The organism is Streptomyces sp. NPDC004838 (assembly GCF_053600955.1).
In genome coordinates, this window is record NZ_JBSGAW010000010.1 from 180,883 (window position 1) to 196,509 (window position 15,627).

11 protein-coding genes and 1 pseudogene are annotated in these 15,627 nt (G+C 70.9%); 3 read left to right on the plus strand and 9 right to left on the minus strand.

What is annotated here, in order from left to right; genetic code table 11:
- Nucleotides 1-356 precede the first annotated feature (356 nt).
- From glmS to ACWEFL_RS14420, 3 genes are all read right to left on the minus strand, one after another.
- Nucleotides 357-2,174, minus strand: a complete 1,818-nt coding sequence (gene glmS, locus ACWEFL_RS14410) for a glutamine--fructose-6-phosphate transaminase (isomerizing) (RefSeq protein ID WP_451711532.1) — start codon at nt 2,172-2,174, stop codon at nt 357-359.
- 53 nt (nt 2,175-2,227) lie between these two features.
- The gene (locus ACWEFL_RS14415; RefSeq protein WP_451711535.1) at nt 2,228-2,530 is read right to left on the minus strand and encodes a hypothetical protein; all 303 of its coding nucleotides are present in this window, start codon (nt 2,528-2,530) and stop codon (nt 2,228-2,230) included.
- A gap of 67 nt (nt 2,531-2,597) precedes the next feature.
- A complete protein-coding gene (locus ACWEFL_RS14420; RefSeq protein WP_451711536.1) occupies nt 2,598-3,536 on the minus strand; it encodes a DUF4429 domain-containing protein in 939 nt (312 codons plus the stop codon).
- Nucleotides 3,537-3,852: 316 nt separating this feature from the next.
- Between ACWEFL_RS14420 and ACWEFL_RS14425 the strand changes: the two are divergent.
- Nucleotides 3,853-5,451: pseudogene (locus ACWEFL_RS14425) on the plus strand (beta-N-acetylhexosaminidase); the annotation flags it as partial.
- A 114-nt stretch (nt 5,452-5,565) separates the two neighbouring features.
- Here the strand turns inward: ACWEFL_RS14425 and ACWEFL_RS14430 are convergent.
- From ACWEFL_RS14430 to ACWEFL_RS14445, 4 genes are all read right to left on the minus strand, one after another.
- Nucleotides 5,566-6,732, minus strand: coding sequence for an acyl-CoA dehydrogenase family protein (locus ACWEFL_RS14430; RefSeq protein WP_451711538.1), 1,167 nt, complete (start codon nt 6,730-6,732; stop codon nt 5,566-5,568).
- 5 nt (nt 6,733-6,737) lie between these two features.
- Nucleotides 6,738-7,676 carry a hydroxymethylglutaryl-CoA lyase gene (locus tag ACWEFL_RS14435; RefSeq protein ID WP_451711541.1) on the minus strand — a complete coding sequence of 313 codons (939 nt, stop codon included), beginning with the start codon at nt 7,674-7,676 and terminating at the stop codon, nt 6,738-6,740.
- Entirely contained in the window at nt 7,673-9,631 is a 1,959-nt protein-coding gene (locus ACWEFL_RS14440) for an acetyl-CoA carboxylase biotin carboxylase subunit (protein ID WP_451711543.1), read from the minus strand. The genes ACWEFL_RS14435 and ACWEFL_RS14440 overlap by 4 nt, the downstream gene beginning before the upstream one ends.
- A gap of 179 nt (nt 9,632-9,810) precedes the next feature.
- Nucleotides 9,811-11,427 (minus strand): carboxyl transferase domain-containing protein, encoded by a 1,617-nt coding sequence (locus ACWEFL_RS14445; RefSeq protein WP_451711545.1) that lies wholly within the window; start codon nt 11,425-11,427, stop codon nt 9,811-9,813.
- Between the two features lie 96 nt (nt 11,428-11,523).
- Between ACWEFL_RS14445 and ACWEFL_RS14450 the strand changes: the two genes are divergently transcribed.
- Together ACWEFL_RS14450 and ACWEFL_RS14455 are read left to right on the plus strand one after the other, a co-directional pair.
- The gene (locus ACWEFL_RS14450) at nt 11,524-12,117 is read left to right on the plus strand and encodes an SACE_7040 family transcriptional regulator (RefSeq protein WP_451711548.1); all 594 of its coding nucleotides are present in this window, start codon (nt 11,524-11,526) and stop codon (nt 12,115-12,117) included.
- A 298-nt stretch (nt 12,118-12,415) separates the two neighbouring features.
- The gene (locus tag ACWEFL_RS14455) at nt 12,416-13,195 is read left to right on the plus strand and encodes a phosphatase (RefSeq protein ID WP_451711551.1); all 780 of its coding nucleotides are present in this window, start codon (nt 12,416-12,418) and stop codon (nt 13,193-13,195) included.
- 228 nt (nt 13,196-13,423) lie between these two features.
- Here ACWEFL_RS14455 and ACWEFL_RS14460 read toward each other — a convergent pair whose 3' ends face one another.
- Together ACWEFL_RS14460 and ACWEFL_RS14465 are read right to left on the minus strand one after the other, a co-directional pair.
- Nucleotides 13,424-14,296 carry an acyl-CoA thioesterase gene (locus ACWEFL_RS14460; protein ID WP_451711554.1) on the minus strand — a complete coding sequence of 291 codons (873 nt, stop codon included), beginning with the start codon at nt 14,294-14,296 and terminating at the stop codon, nt 13,424-13,426.
- Between the two features lie 30 nt (nt 14,297-14,326).
- Entirely contained in the window at nt 14,327-15,484 is a 1,158-nt protein-coding gene (locus ACWEFL_RS14465) for an acyl-CoA dehydrogenase family protein (protein WP_451711557.1), read from the minus strand.
- Nucleotides 15,485-15,627: the final 143 nt, after the last annotated feature.

The following is a 15,627-nucleotide window of genomic DNA, read 5'->3' on the forward strand; positions in this document are numbered from 1 at the left end:
TGTTGGGATGCGGGGGCCTCGCCGGCCGGGCCGCGCCCATGTCTGGGCCGGGGCAGGTTGCGGCACCTTGCGTGGTGCGGGTCGTGTTGGGGGGCTCTGCCCCCGCGCCCCCGCGCCTCAATCGCCGGCGGGGCTGGATGTGCCCGGTTTCGTGGGCCTCGGGTTCTTGTGGGGCTCCGCCTGGGCCTGGGCAAGTTGCCGCATCTTGCGTGGTGCGGGTCGTGTTCGGGGGCTCTGCCCCCGCGCCTCGGTCGCCGGTGGGGGTGGATGGGTCCGGAGCCGGATGGGCCCGAACCCCCGTGCCTTGGGTGGCCGTGGGGCTCGGGCTTTCGGACGTGGGGCGGTCGGGGTGGGGGCTATTCGACGGTGACCGACTTGGCCAGGTTGCGGGGCTTGTCGATGTCGCGGCCCATGGCGAGCGCCGTGTGGTAGGCGAAGAGCTGGAGCGGGATGCCCATCAGGATGGGGTCGAGTTCGTTCTCGTTCTTGGGGACGACGATCGTGTGGTCGGCCTTCTCCTGTTCGCGGTGGGCCACCGCGAGGATGCGCCCGCTGCGGGCCTTGATCTCCTCCAGGGCGGCCCGGTTCTTCTCCAGCAGGTCGTCGTCGGGCACGATCGCGACCGTCGGCAGCGCGGGCTCGATCAGGGCGAGCGGGCCGTGCTTCAGTTCGGAGGCGGGGTACGCCTCGGCGTGGATGTAGGAGATCTCCTTGAGCTTCAGGGAAGCCTCCAGGGCGACGGGGTAACCCCGTACCCGGCCGATGAACATCATCGACTGCGCGCCCGCGTACTCCTCCGCCAGCTTCTTGATGTCGGCCTCGGACTCCAGGATCTCGGTGATCTGCTCGGGCAGCCGGCGCAGGCCGTCGATGATGCGCTTGCCCTCGGAGACGGAGAGATCGCGGATCCGGCCCAGGTGCAGGGCGAGGAGGGCGAAGGCCACGACCGTGTTGGTGAAGCACTTCGTGGAGACGACGCAGACCTCGGGACCGGCGTGGACGTACGTACCGCCGTCGGCCTCGCGGGCGATCGCGGAGCCGACCACGTTCACCACGCCGAGAACGCGCGCGCCCTTGCGCTTCAGCTCCTGGACGGCGGCGAGGACGTCATAGGTCTCACCGGACTGGGAGACGGCGATGTAGAGCGTGTCGGGGTCCACGACCGGGTTGCGGTAGCGGAACTCGGACGCCGGCTCGGCGTCGGCGGGGATACGGGCCAGGGACTCGATGAGCCCCGCGCCGATCATTCCCGCGTGGTAGGAGGTCCCGCAGCCGAGGATCTTGACCCGGCGGATGCCACGGGCCTCGCGGGCGTCGAGGTTGAGCCCGCCGAGGTGCACGGTGGAGAACCGGTCGTCGATCCGGCCGCGCAGCACGCGGTCCACCGCGTCGGCCTGCTCGGAGATCTCCTTGTGCATATACGTGTCGTGGCCGCCCATGTCGTACGACTCGGCCTCCCACTCCACGGTGGTGGGCGTGGCGGTCGTCGTCGAGCCCTCGGTGGTGTACGTACGGAAGTCGTCGGCCTTGAGGGTGGCCATCTCTCCGTCGTCGAGGGTGACGATCTGACGGGTGTGGGCGACCAGCGCGGCGACGTCCGAGGCGACGAACATCTCCTTCTCGCCGATGCCGAGGACGACGGGCGAGCCGTTGCGGGCCACGACGATGCGGTCGCTGAAGTCGGCGTGCATCACGGCGATGCCGTACGTGCCCTCGACCAGCTTCAGCGCGTGGCGGACCTTCTCCTCCAGCGTGTCGGCCTGGGAGCGGGCGATGAGGTGGGTGAGGACCTCGGTGTCGGTCTCGGAGGCGAAGACGACGCCGTCCGCCTCCAGCTTGGCGCGCAGCTCCGAGGCGTTGTCGATGATGCCGTTGTGGACGACCGCGACCAGTTCGTCGGAGGAGAGGTGCGGATGGGCGTTCTCGTCGCTCGGCGCGCCATGGGTGGCCCAGCGGGTGTGGGCGATGCCGGTGGTGCCGGCGAAGCGCTTCGGAACACGGGCCTCCAGGTCGCGGACCCGGCCCTTGGCCTTGACCATCTTCAGCCCGGTGGACTTGGGGCTCGTGATCACGATGCCCGCGGAGTCGTACCCCCGGTACTCCAGTCGCTGGAGCCCCTCCAGCAGCAGCGGTGCCACGTCACGCCTGCCGATGTATCCGACAATTCCGCACATAAGGTTTGACCCTCCGTAGATGAAAGACCGGTGCCGAGCTACGGCCGGCCCTGTCAGCCGTAGACGAGGCGGCGCAACTGGCGGAGCGACAGCTCCGGCGGTGCGACCGCGCGGTGCGGCAGCTCGGCCGCGATCCGCTCGAAGATCTCGGAGTTCGCCAGACCGCCCGATTGCAGCTCACGGTGGCGGCGGCGGACGTAGTCCTCGGTTCTCTCGTCGAAGTACGCCAGCACGTCGAGCACCACCCGGTTCGCCTCGCCGCGCCGGAGCGCGGTGCTGCGGACCAGATGGTCGATGAGGTCGTCGTGCGTTGTAGCCGAGGGTTGCGGACGACCGGGCTGGCGTTGTTCGAGCACCTGTCGATATTGAGGGTTCATTCGGGAGGATTGCAAGATTTCTGCCCGCTTCCGGGCAGGATTCGCGTCACAGGCGCTTGAGGATGGCTCGTTTGGCGGTACTGAACTCGTCATCGGTGAGTATCCCGGCCTGATGCAGCTCGCCCAGTTCGCGCAGTCGGCGGAGCATCGCGTCATGGTCCAGGTCGGCGGACGGCGCGGGGCCGGGCGCGGGTGCGGGGTCCGGAGCGGACGTGAGCGAGGGGGCGGGCGAAGGCGGGGGAGCGAGGGGTGCTGCCGTGTCGGCGGGCCCCGCGTCCTCGGGGGCGTACGGATGAGGCATACGGGCCACGACGGCCGCCGCCACCAGCGCCATCAGGGGGTCCTTGCGGAAGCCCCACAGCTCCACCGAGTGCGGGTCGTACTTCGGCGGGGCCGAGGTCCGGCCCTTGGCGACGGTGAACCGCAGAAAGCCGTTCTCCAGGGAGGCCGACGGCTGCCACTCCACGGCCGTCACATCGGCCAGCTCGATCATGCGGGTCCCGGCCGACGCCTTGGACTCCTCCGTCTTCCAGTTCCACGACAGCCGGATCTGCTCGCCGTCGAAGTCGGCCGTGCCGTCGCCCGCGGAGGCGTTGACCGGCAGTGAGGGGCCGGGCAGGAGGTAGCGGTCGACGGGATCGCCGGAGATCTGCTCCAGGAGCAGGGCGTTCCGCACCTCGTCGACGAGGTACTCGGCCACTCCCGTGCGGTCGTTCTCCACGGTCAGCTGGTACGGGTCCGAACTGTCCCGCAGCTTGCCGCCGGTGATCTGGAGCAGCGGGTCGGCGCCGTTGCGCAGCCGCAGGCGGAGCCGGCCGGACTTTCTGCCCGGTTCGAAGGAGATGCCGGAGATCGCTTCCAGGGGTACGGCGAGTTCACCGAGCGACTTGCGCAAGAGACCCACGCTCTTGTCGGAGCCGGGCACGATGCGCACCGTCTCCCCGTCGAAGGTCCAGGTGCCGTCCTTCTGGATGATTTCCGCCATGCCGGGATTCTTTCATCCGCGGCCGGGTGGCCGGGCGGGCTCCGGTCCGGGCGGACTGGGGCGGCCGGTTCCTGTCGGTTCCTCTCGGTCCGGAGGGGGCGCGCGGGGCGGGTGGATCGGGGGCGGCCGGGGGCCGGGTCCGCCGTTCCGTCGCCGCCGGGTACGGCATCGCCGCGCGCTCCCGGCCGGGGTGCGCCGTGCTGCGATGCAAAGGTCTAGACCTTGAACGGGTGCCGGTGCACGATAGCCAGGGTGAGCACCGTCACCGCCGCGCACCGTGGCCGCGACGCCCGTCGAAGGGGTTCAGCCTGTGAGAATGCCCGGTACCTTCCCCCGTCTCTTCGGTGCGCTGCTTCTCGTCGCCGGGGCGGGCGCCGCCTGCTTCGCCGCTGACGGCGGCTCCGGGTCGAAGTCCGGCGACCGTACGCCCGTGCACGCGCTCGGCCGGGTCGTCCCCGCGCCCGCCTCCGTGAAGCCCGGTGGCACGGCGTACACCCTCACCGCCGACACCGTGATCCGGGTCGACGACAACCCCGAGGCGCGCCGGGTCGGCGAGTACCTCGCCGGGATCCTGCGGCCGTCGACCGGATACCCCCTGTCCGTGACGCCGGGTCCCGGTGACGACGGTGTTCAGCTGCGGCTGCGGCCGTCGGAGAAACCCCTGGGAGACGAGGGCTACCGGCTGGAGTCCTCGGGCGGCGCGCTCACCGTCGTCGCGCGTGCGCCCGCCGGGCTCTTCCACGGGGTGCAGACCCTGCGTCAGCTGCTTCCGGCCGCCGTGGAGAAGCGGACGGAGCAGGCCGGGCCGTGGAGCGTTCCCGGCGGGACCGTCACCGACACCCCGCGGTACGCCTATCGCGGCGCGATGCTCGATGTGGCCCGGCACTTCTTCACCGTGGACCAGGTCAAGCGCTATGTCGACCAGCTCGCCGTGTACAAGATCAACAAGTTGCATCTGCATCTCACCGACGACCAGGGCTGGCGGATCGCCATCGACTCCTGGCCGAGGCTCGCGACCCACGGCGGCTCCACATCGGTCGGCGAAGGGCCGGGCGGGTACTACACCAAGGCCCAGTACAAGGAGATCGTCGCGTACGCGGCCTCCCGCTATATGGAGGTCGTTCCCGAGGTCGACATGCCGGGCCACACCACTGCCGCACTCGCCTCGTACGCCGAGCTGAACTGCGGGGGCGTCGCGCCGCCGCTCTACACCGGCATCGACGTCGGCTTCAGCTCGCTCTGCGTGGGCAAGCCGGTGACGTACGACTTCGTGGACGACGTGATCCGGGAACTGGCGGCGATCACACCGGGCGCGTACCTCCATATCGGCGGCGACGAGGCGGACAACACGAGCGACGAGGACTACGCGACGTTCATGGCCAGGGCGCAGGCGGCGGTCGCCCGGCACGGCAAGACGGTGATCGGCTGGCACCAGATCGCGGGCGCGGACGTGGTGGACGGCGGGGTGGTCCAGTACTGGGGCACCGGCAGGACGCCGGGGGACGAGCGCGAGCAGGTGGCCGAGGCGGTGAAGAAGGGCGCGCGACTCATTCTGTCGCCGGCGGACCGGACCTATCTCGACATGAAGTACGACGCCGACACCGAGCTGGGGCTCGAATGGGCCAGCCGGATCGAGGTGGACCGGTCCTACGGCTGGGAACCGTCGGAGTACTTCGCGGACGAGGGAGTTCCCGAGGAGGCGGTGCTGGGCGTCGAGGCCCCTCTGTGGTCGGAGACGCTGACCACCAGCGCGGAACTGGAGCGGATGGCGTTCCCGCGGGTGCTCGGGATCGCGGAGAAGGGGTGGTCGCGGGGCGGCGACTGGGAGGAGTACCGGATGAGACTCGCCGAACAGGGGCCGAGGCTGGCCGCGCGGGGCGTCGACTACTACAGGTCCCCGAAGGTGTCCTGGCCAAGGCCGGATGACTTGCTCAAGGGCGAGGCGTCGGGCGGGGCGGGCACGGCGGACGGTACGAGCCCGAACGACGTGCCGCGCCGCCGGTCCGGTGCGCTGCCGTACAAGAAACTCTCAGCCCGTGAGTCCCAGTTCGCGGGCGATGAGCATCCGCTGGACCTCGCTGGTGCCCTCGCCGATTTCCAGGATCTTGGAGTCGCGCCACATCCGGGCCACCGGGTACTCGTTCATGAAGCCGTAGCCGCCGTGGATCTGTGTGGCGTCTCGGGCGTTGTCCACCGCGATCGTCGACGAGTAGAGCTTCGCCAGCGCCGCCTCCTTCTTGAACGGCTCTCCCCGCACCAGCCGGGAGGCCGCGTCCCGCCAGCCCACGCGGGCCATGTGCGCCCGCATCTCCATGTCCGCGATCTTGAACTGGATGGCCTGGTTGTCGCCGATCGGGCGTCCGAAGGCGTGCCGTTCCTTGGCGTACCGCACCGACTCGTCCACGCAGCCCTGCGCGAGGCCCGTCGCGAGCGCGGAGATCGCGATGCGGCCCTCGTCGAGGATGCGGAGGAACTGGGCGTACCCCCGGCCCTCTTCGCCGAGCAGATTCGCCAGCGGGACCCGCACCTCGTCGAAGGACAGCTCGCGCGTGTCCGACGCGTTCCACCCGACCTTGGAGTAGGCCGGGGCGACGGTGAAGCCGGGGGTGCCGGAGGGGACGATGATCGAGGAGATCAGCGGCTTCCCCGCCTCGGTGCGTCCGGTGACCGCGGTGACCGTCACCAGGCCCGTGATGTCCGTGCCGGCGTTGGTGATGAAGCACTTGGAGCCGTTGATCACCCACTCGCCCGCGGCCTCGTCACGGACGGCCGTGGTCAGGGTGCCGCTCGCGTCGGAGCCGCCGGCCGGCTCGGTGAGCCCGAACGCGCCCAGCAGTTCGCCCGCGCAGAGCCTCGGCAGCCACTCGCGCTTCTGCTCCTCCGTACCGAAGCGGAAGACGGGCATCGCGCCGAGGGACACCCCCGCCTCCAGGGTGATCGCCACGGACGAATCGACCCGCGCCAGCTCCTCCAGGGCGATGCCGAGGGCGAGATAGTCGCCGCCCATACCGCCGTACTCCTCGGGGAACGGCAGCCCGAACAGGCCCATCCGGCCCATCTCGCGGACGATTTCGTACGGGAACTCATGGCGCTCGTAGAGATCGCCGATCTTCGGAGCAATCACCTCGCGCGCGAACTGCTCGACCGTGCGGCGGAGTTCCTCGTGCTCGGGGGTGAGCCGGTGATCCAGGGACATGGGAGTCACTCCTTGTGGGAGAGAGCGCGAACAGTGCGGGAGGGGCTGGGGCGGCCCAGCTGCTCGGCCATCCACACACTGGTGGCGGTGAGCCGGCCGAGGTCGACCCCGGTTTCGATGCCGAGGCCGTGGAGCATCCACACGAGGTCTTCGGTGGCGAGGTTTCCGGTGGCGCTCTTCGCGTACGGGCAGCCGCCGAGGCCGCCCGCCGAGGCGTCCACGGTGGTGACGCCGTGCTCCAGCGCGGCATAGGTGTTGGCGAGCGCCTGACCGTAGGTGTCGTGGAAGTGCACGCCGATCTCGGAGGTGGGCACGCCCTCCTCGTTCAGCTCGGAGAGCAGATCGAGGACATGGCCGGGGGTCGCGACGCCGATCGTGTCGCCGAGCGACAGTTCGTCACAGCCCAGCTCCCGCAGCTGCTTGGCGATCCGCACCACCTGATGGATCGGCACCGGGCCCTCCCAGGGGTCGCCGAAGCACATCGAGAGATAGCCGCGCACATGGATCTTGTCGTCCTTGGCGCGGGCGACGACCGGCTCGAACATGGCGAGCGATTCGGCGATCGTGCGGTTGAGGTTCTTCCGGGCGAACGTCTCGGTCGCGGAGCCGAACACGGCGATGCCGCGGGCCCCGAGCGCCATCGCCCTCTCCAGCCCCCGCGCGTTCGGCACGAGGACGGGGAGGCGGACGCCCCCGATGTCCCGGACGGCCGGGAACAGCTCCTCGGCGTCGGCGAGCTGGGGCACCCAGGCGGGGTGGACGAAGCTCGTCGCCTCGACGGTCGTCAGTCCGGCGTCGGCGAGACGGCGCACGAACTCCGCCTTCACCTCGGTCGGTACGACCGTCTTCTCGTTCTGCAGTCCGTCGCGCGGGCCCACTTCATGGATCCGCACCCGGGGCGGGAGGTCCTGGGCGGGTACCTCCATGGGCAGTCCGTCACTCATCGTCCGCCTCCTGCGTCGTCCGCCTCCTGGTGGGGAACGACCACGGCCAGCAGCTGGTCCATGGCGACCGTGGCCCCCGGAACGGCGTCCAGTTCGGTGACCGTCCCGGCGTGCGGCGCGGAGATGACGTGCTCCATCTTCATCGCCTCGACGACGAGCAGGCTCTGACCGGCGTCCACCGTGTCCCCGACGGCCACCTTCACGACGGTGACCGTGCCCGGCATGGGCGCGGCGAGGGCGTCCGCGCCCGCGTGGGTCGCGCCGGTGAGGGACGCGGCCACCGGGTCGTGATCCACCACGTGCCAGGAGTCGCCGTCGCGGCCCAGCCAGTCGCCCGCCCGGCGGAAGGTGTGGGTGATCCCGTCGACGGTGACGGCTACCGCGTCCGGGGTGACTCGCGAGGCCGCGGGCGCCTCGACCGTCGCGGGTTCGAGTCCCGCCACTCGCAGCGGGAACGCCAGCGGCGCGGGGAAGCCGCCGAGCCGCCAGCCGCTGGGGGCCGAGAAGGGGTCCGTCCAGCCGGTCGGGTCGGGGCTCGGCGTGAGCGCGGCTTGGCGGACGGCCGCCGCCGCCGCGTACACCTCGTCCGGGACGCCGTCCGGCAGCAGGCCGGCCGCCTCCCGCTCCACCAGACCCGTGTCCAGGTCGCCCTCGGTCACCGAGGGGTGGGCGAGCAGTCTGCGCAGGAAGCCGGCGTTCGTCGGGACGCCGAGGGTGACCGTTTCCCCGAGGGCCGCGCGCAGTCTGCGCAGGGCGGTCGGGCGGTCGGGGCCGTACGCGATGACCTTCGACAGCATCGGGTCGTACAGGCTGGAGACCTCCGAGCCCTCGCTCAGACCGGAGTCCGTGCGCACGCCGTCGCCCTGCGGCTCATGGAGCGCGAGGACCGTGCCTCCGGAGGGGAGGAAGCCGCGTGAAGGGTCCTCGGCGCAGATACGGGCCTCTATCGCATGGCCGGTGAGCCTGATGTCGTCCTGTCCGAACGGCAGGGACTCGCCCGCGGCGACCCGCAGCTGCCACTCGACCAGGTCGAGGCCGGTGATCAGCTCGGTGACCGGGTGCTCGACCTGGAGGCGGGTGTTCATCTCCATGAAGTAGTACTGCGAGGGGTCGTCGCCGGGGACGATGAACTCGACCGTGCCCGCGCCCGCGTAGCCGCACGAGCGCGCCGCCTGTACCGCTGCCTCGCCCATGGCCGCGCGGGTCTCCTCGTCCAGCAGGACGGACGGGGCCTCCTCGATGACCTTCTGGTGGCGGCGCTGGAGGGAGCACTCGCGCTCGCCGAGGTGGACCACCCCGCCGTGACCGTCGGCCAGGACCTGGATCTCGATATGCCGGGGCCGGTCGATCCAGCGCTCCACGAGGAGGGTGTCGTCGCCGAAGGAGGAGCGGGCCTCGCGGCGGGCCGCCGCGATCTCCTCCAGCAGTGCCGACTCCACCCGTGTCAGGCGCATGCCCTTCCCGCCGCCGCCCGCCGACGGTTTCAGCAGGACCGGCATGCCGATCTCCCGTGCCGCGGCCGCCAGCTGCTCATCGGTGAGTCCGGAGCCGGACGAGCCGGGCACGACCGGGACCCCGGCCGCCCGCACCGTCTCCTTGGCGCGGATCTTGTCGCCCATGAGCGCGATCGCCTCGGGCGGCGGGCCGATGAAGGCCAGGCCGGCGTCGGCGCAGGCCCGCGCGAAGGCCGCGTTCTCCGCCAGGAAGCCGTAGCCGGGGTGGACCGCGCCCGCCCCGGTCCGTACGGCCGCGTCCAGCAGGCGCTCCACGGACAGATAGCTCTCGGCGGCGGGCGGGGGGCCGATCCGGACCGCCGTGTCCGCCTCCCGTACATGCCGGGCGTCCGCGTCCGCGTCGCTGAAGACGGCGACCGAGCGGATGCCCATCGCCCGCAGCGTACGGATGACGCGGACGGCGATCTCGCCCCGGTTGGCCACGAGGACCGTGTCGAACATGGACCGCCCCGCCTGCCTTGTCTGTCCCGCCTGTCCTGTCTGCCCTGCCTGTCCTGGCCGCTGTGGCGGCTCGGACCGCCGTGCCCGCTCGGACTGCCCTGTCGCCCCCGCCGAACCTGTCGGAGCCTGCCCTGACCGCATGTTCTCTGTCCGTATCGTCTGCATCGCTGGGGATTCCCTCACATCCGGAAGACGCCGAAGCCACGGTCGCCCAGGGGCGCGTTGGCGCACGCGGTCAGGGCCAGACCCAGCACCTGGCGGGTCTCCAACGGGTCGATCACGCCGTCGTCCCAGAGCCGGGCCGTCGCGTAGTAGGCGCTGCCCTGCTGCTCGTACTGACCGCGGATCGGGTTCTTGAACGCTTCCTCGTCCTCGGTGGACCAGGCTTCCCCGCGCGCCTCCAACTGGTCCCGCTTGACCGTCGCCAGCACCGAGGCGGCCTGCTCTCCGCCCATGACCGAGATCTTGGCGTTGGGCCACATCCACAGGAAGCGGGGGGAGTAGGCGCGGCCGCACATCGAGTAGTTCCCCGCACCGTACGAACCGCCGACGACGACCGTCAGCTTGGGGACGCGGGTGCAGGCCACCGCCGTGACCATCTTGGCGCCGTGCTTGGCGATGCCGCCCGCCTCGTAGTCCCTGCCGACCATGAAGCCGGAGATGTTCTGGAGGAAGAGGAGCGGGATGCCGCGCTGATCGCACAGCTCGATGAAGTGCGCGCCCTTCTGGGCCGATTCGGCGAAGAGGATGCCGTTGTTGGCGACGATGCCGACCGGGTGGCCGTGGATCCGGGCGAAGCCGGTCACCAGGGTCTGCCCGAACTCCGCCTTGAACTCGGCGAACCGGGAGGCGTCGACGATCCGGGCGATCACCTCCCGTACGTCGTAGGGCGTACGGGAATCCACCGGCACCGCGCCGTACAGCCCGGCCGGATCGGCCTTGGGCTCCTCGGCAGGCTCGACGGACCAGGGGAGCGGGCCGCGCGCGGGGAGCGTGGCCACGATGTTCCGCACGATCCGCAGGGCGTGGGCGTCGTCCTCGGCGAGATGGTCGGTGACGCCGGAGATCCGGGAGTGGACCTCGCCGCCGCCCAGCTCCTCGGCGGTGACCACCTCGCCGGTCGCGGCCTTCACCAGCGGCGGGCCCCCGAGGAAGATCGTCCCCTGGTTCCGCACGATCACGGCCTCATCGCTCATCGCCGGGACATACGCCCCGCCCGCCGTGCAGGAGCCGAGGACGGCCGCGATCTGCGGAATGCCGGCGCCCGACATCCGGGCCTGGTTGTAGAAGATCCGGCCGAAGTGCTCGCGGTCCGGGAACACCTCGTCCTGCATCGGCAGGAAGGCCCCGCCCGAGTCCACGAGATAGACGCACGGCAGCCGGTTCTCCAGCGCGATCTCCTGCGCTCTGAGGTGCTTCTTGACCGTCATCGGGTAGTACGTGCCGCCCTTGACGGTCGCGTCGTTGGCGACGATCACGGTCTCGCGCCCGCTGACCCGGCCGATGCCCGCGATGACCCCGGCCGCCGGGGCCTGGTCCCCGTACATCCCGTGGGCCGCGAGGGGGGCCAGCTCCAGGAAGGGCGAGCCGGGGTCCAGGAGCGTGTCCACCCGGTCGCGCGGCAGCAGCTTGCCCCGCGCGGTGTGCCGGTCGCGGGCCCTCTCGCCACCGCCGAGGCGGGCCTCCGCGAGCTTGGCCCGCAGGGTGTCCGCCAGCTCCTGGTGTGCCGCCTCATTGGCCTGCCAGGCCGCGGAAGCCGGGTCTGCCGTGCTGGTCAGCACGGGTGCCTGCTGCATCGAGTCAGCCCCCTCGCCCGTACAACGTCGGTTAATTAACGTTAACTCACTCCACAGGTTAACGAACGCTAACAGCGTTGTCTAGAATCGGTTCCCATGAGCACCAGGACGGACGCGCCGACCCGCCGCGAGCAGATCCTCAAAGAGGCCGCTCGGCTCTTCGCGGAGCGCGGATTCCACGGCGTGGGGGTCGATGAGATAGGAGCCGCGGTAGGAATCAGCGGTCCGGGCCTGTACCGCCACTTCGCGGGCAAGGACGCCATGCTCGCGGAACTGCTCGTCGGCATCAGCGAGCGGCTGCTGAGCGGCGGCCGGCTCCGGGTGGAGGAGGCGGCCGGCGACCCGGAGACGCTGCTCTCCTCCCTGATCGACGGCCATATCGACTTCGCTCTCGACGACCGGCCCCTGATCACCCTGCACGACCGCGAGCTGGACCGGCTGCGCGACAGCGACCGCAAGCTCGTGCGGCAGCTCCAGCGGCAGTACGTCGAGCTATGGGTCGTGGCCGTACGGGAACTGCACCCCGAGGTCCCCGAAGCGGAGGCGCGGGCGTCGGTCCACGCCGTCTTCGGCCTGCTGAACTCAACGCCTCATCTGGGCGCGCAGGGCGGTGGACCGTCGTCGCGGACGGCCACGGAAACGTTGCTTCGACGGCTGGCGCACGGGGCGTTCCGGTCGCTGACGCCGTAGGTCCGGCGCGAGGACGCCGTAGGTCCGGCGCGGACGCGGCGGGCGCGGCAGATGCGGCGTGAGGTGCGGCACGCGCGGCACGGGGGCGGCGTGAGGTGCGGCACGTACGGCAGGTGCGGCACGGGGGCGACCGCTCCTGCTCTCCTGTCGAGACCCGGAGCCGGCCCGGTTCAGGTGTGCTTCCGGCCCGGTTCCGGTGCGGCCCGCCCCGCCCCAGCGCTCGGTTCCTTCGGCCGGGCACCGTCCACCGTCCGGGACGAACCGCCCGTTCCGGAGACGTGGCGGCACAATGGGGCACATGCCGATACCCAGCCGTGCCGCCCTCGTCGATCACCTCGTCCGCACCCGTATCGCCGGAGACGTCGCCACTCCACGCGACAACAACCTCTCCCACTACCGCAAACTCGCCAACGGCGACCGCCACTACTGGCTGGGCCTCGAGCTGGGCGACCGCTGGACGGACGAGCAGGACGTACTGGCCGTGATGGCCGAGCGCTGCGGCGTCGTCGACGACCCCGAGCATCGCGTCGGCCAGGACACCATCGACCCCGAACTGACCGTCGCCGCGCTGGAGCGGCTCGCCGCCAGGCTGAGGAAGGCCGCGGCCGGACGGGAGCGGGTCCTCTTCGCCACCGGCCACCCCGGCGGGCTGCTCGACGTGCACCGCCGCACCGCGGACGCCCTGCGCCGGGCCGGCTGCGAGATCGTCCGCATTCCGGGCGGGCTGATGGCGGACGAGGGCATGGTCTTCCAGGTCGCGGACGTGGCGATGCTGGAGCGCGGTGCCACCCTGTGGCACACCCACTCCCCGGCGCCGATGGCCGCGATCCTGGACGGTCTGGAGCGCGAGGGCGAACCGCAGCCGGACCTGGTGGTGGCGGACCACGGCTGGGCGGGCTGCGCGGGCCAGCGCGGACTGGACGCGGTGGGGTACGCCGACTGCAACGACCCGGCGCTGTTCATCGGGGAGGCGGAGGGGACGCTCCAGGTGACCGTGCCCCTCGACGACCATGTCACGGACCCGCGGTTCTACGATCCGATGACGGACTACCTGCTCGACGCGGCCGGCCTGACCTGAGCGGCGCGGCACGGGGGCGGCCCGGCGGCCGGTTTCCTGCGGCCGGGTTACCGCGCGGCCCGGGTGCCGCTCCCGCGCGGCCCGGGTTCCGGTAGCCCTGACCGCGGCACGGGCCGCCGCCGTCCGCCGTTCCGCCCGAGCCCGCCGCATCAGCCCCGGCCCGATCTCCGCCCCGGCTCCGGTGGATCCGTCCGGTTCGGTCATACGGCGGACCGCACGCGCGCGGGCTCAGCGCGGAACGCGCAGCACGCCCTCCTGGATCACGGTTATGGCCAGCCGGCCGTCGCGGGTGTAGATCCGCGCCTGGGCGAGCCCCCGGCCGCCGGAAGCGGACGGCGACTCCTGGTCGTACAGCAGCCATTCGTCCGCGCGGAAGGGCCGGTGGAACCACATCGCGTGGTCCAGCGAAGCGCCCACGACATCGCCGACGGACCAGCCGCCCCGGCCGTGCGCCAGCAGGACCGAGTCGAGGAGGGTCATGTCGGAGACATAGGTGGCGAGACAGACGTGCAGCAGCGGCTCGTCCGCGAGCTTGCCGTTGGCGCGGAACCAGACCTGGGAGCGGGGCTCGCGGATCTCGCCGACGGTGGCGTACGGCGGGGGGTCGACATAGCGGAGGTCGATCGCCGCCCGCGCTTCGAGGAGGCGGTCGGCCACGCCCGCGTCGATGAAGTGCTCCGCGTAGTCGGGCAGGGTCTCGGCCGCCGTCGGCAGCGTCTCGGGCGCTGGGGTGTCGGGCATCGAAGCCTGGTGTTCGAGACCTTCCTCGTACGTCTGGAAGGACGCCGACAGATGGAAGATCGGCTGGCCGTGCTGGACGGCGACCACGCGGCGCGTGGTGAAGGAACGCCCGTCGCGGATGCGGTCGACCGTGTAGACGATCGGCGCGCCGGGGTCCCCTATGCGCAGGAAGTACGCGTGCAGGGAGTGGGCAGTGCGCTCCTCGGGTACGGTGCGCCCCGCCGCGACCAGGGCCTGGGCGGCGACCTGCCCGCCGAAGACACGGGGGATGACGGCGGGCCGCGACCGACCCCGGAAGATGTCCTGCTCGATCCGCTCCAGATCGAGCAGATCGAGCAGTTCGTCAAGTGCTGAACTCATGGTTCGAAGGTATCCGGAGCCGGCCCGCTCCTACAGACCCATGGACTTGGCGATGATCGACTTCATGACCTCGCTGGTCCCGCCGTAGATCCGGTTGACGCGGTTGTCCGCGTACAGCCGGGCGATCGGGTACTCGTTCATATAGCCGTAGCCGCCGTGCAGTTGGAGGCACTTGTCGATGACGCGGTGCGCCACCTCGGTGCAGAACAGCTTCGCGGAGGCGGCCTCGGCGGCCGACAGCTCGCCCGCGTCGAGGGCGTCCATCGCCCGGTCCACGACGGCCTCGGCGGCGTCCACCTCGGCCTTGCAGGCGGCCAGCTCGAACTTGGTGTTCTGGAAGGAGGCGACGGTCTTGCCGAAGACGGTGCGCTCCTCGACGTAGCTCTGGGCGAAGCGGATCGCGGCGGCGGCCTGCGCGTAGGCGCCGACGGCGATGCCGAGGCGCTCCTGCGGCAGGTTCTGGCCGAGGTAGGAGAAGCCCTTGTTCTCCTCGCCGAGCAGGTCCCCGACCGGGACCTTGACGTCGCTGAAGGACAGCTCGGCCGTGTCGGAGACCCTCAGGCCCAGCTTGTCGAGCTTGCGGCCGACGGCGTAGCCCTCGGACGCGGTGTCGACGACGAAGAGCGAGATGCCGTGGCGGCGGTCCTCGGGGGTGGGGGCGTCGGTACGGGCGCAGACGATGACCCGGTCCGCGTGCACACCGCCGGTGATGAAGGTCTTGGCGCCGTTGAGGACGTAGTGCGTCCCGTCCTCGGAGAGCTTGGCGGTGGTCTTCATGCCCGCGAGGTCCGAGCCGGTGCCGGGCTCGGTCATGGCGATGGCGTACATCGTCGCGCCGGTGACGAAGTCCGGCAGCCAGCGCTTCTTCTGCTCGTCCGTGGCGTACGCCTTGAGGTACGGCAGGCAGAGCATCACATGCACACCGCTGCCGCCGAAGGACACGCCCGCGCGGGCGCACTCCTCGGCCATGACGGCCTCGAACTTGAACGTCTCCAGGCCCGCGCCGCCGTACTCCTCCGGTACCTCGATGCCGAAGACGCCCAGCTCGCCGAGTTTGTAGTAGAAGTCGCGGGGCGCCTGGCCGGCCGCGTACCACTCGTCGTAGACCGGGGTGACCTCGGCCTCGATGAAGGCGCGGATGGTCTCCCGGAACGCCTCGTGGTCCTCGTTGTAAACGCTGCGGCGCACGAACGCCCCCTCTGGACGGCGGTGGTCTGGTGGACTGCGCTGGTCTGGGCAGATCTTCTGACTCATCGGATGTCTAAGCGCTTGCTCATATTAAGTTACCCGTTGGTTATCGGTGCTGTCCAGAGGAATGGGCCGGGGTCGTA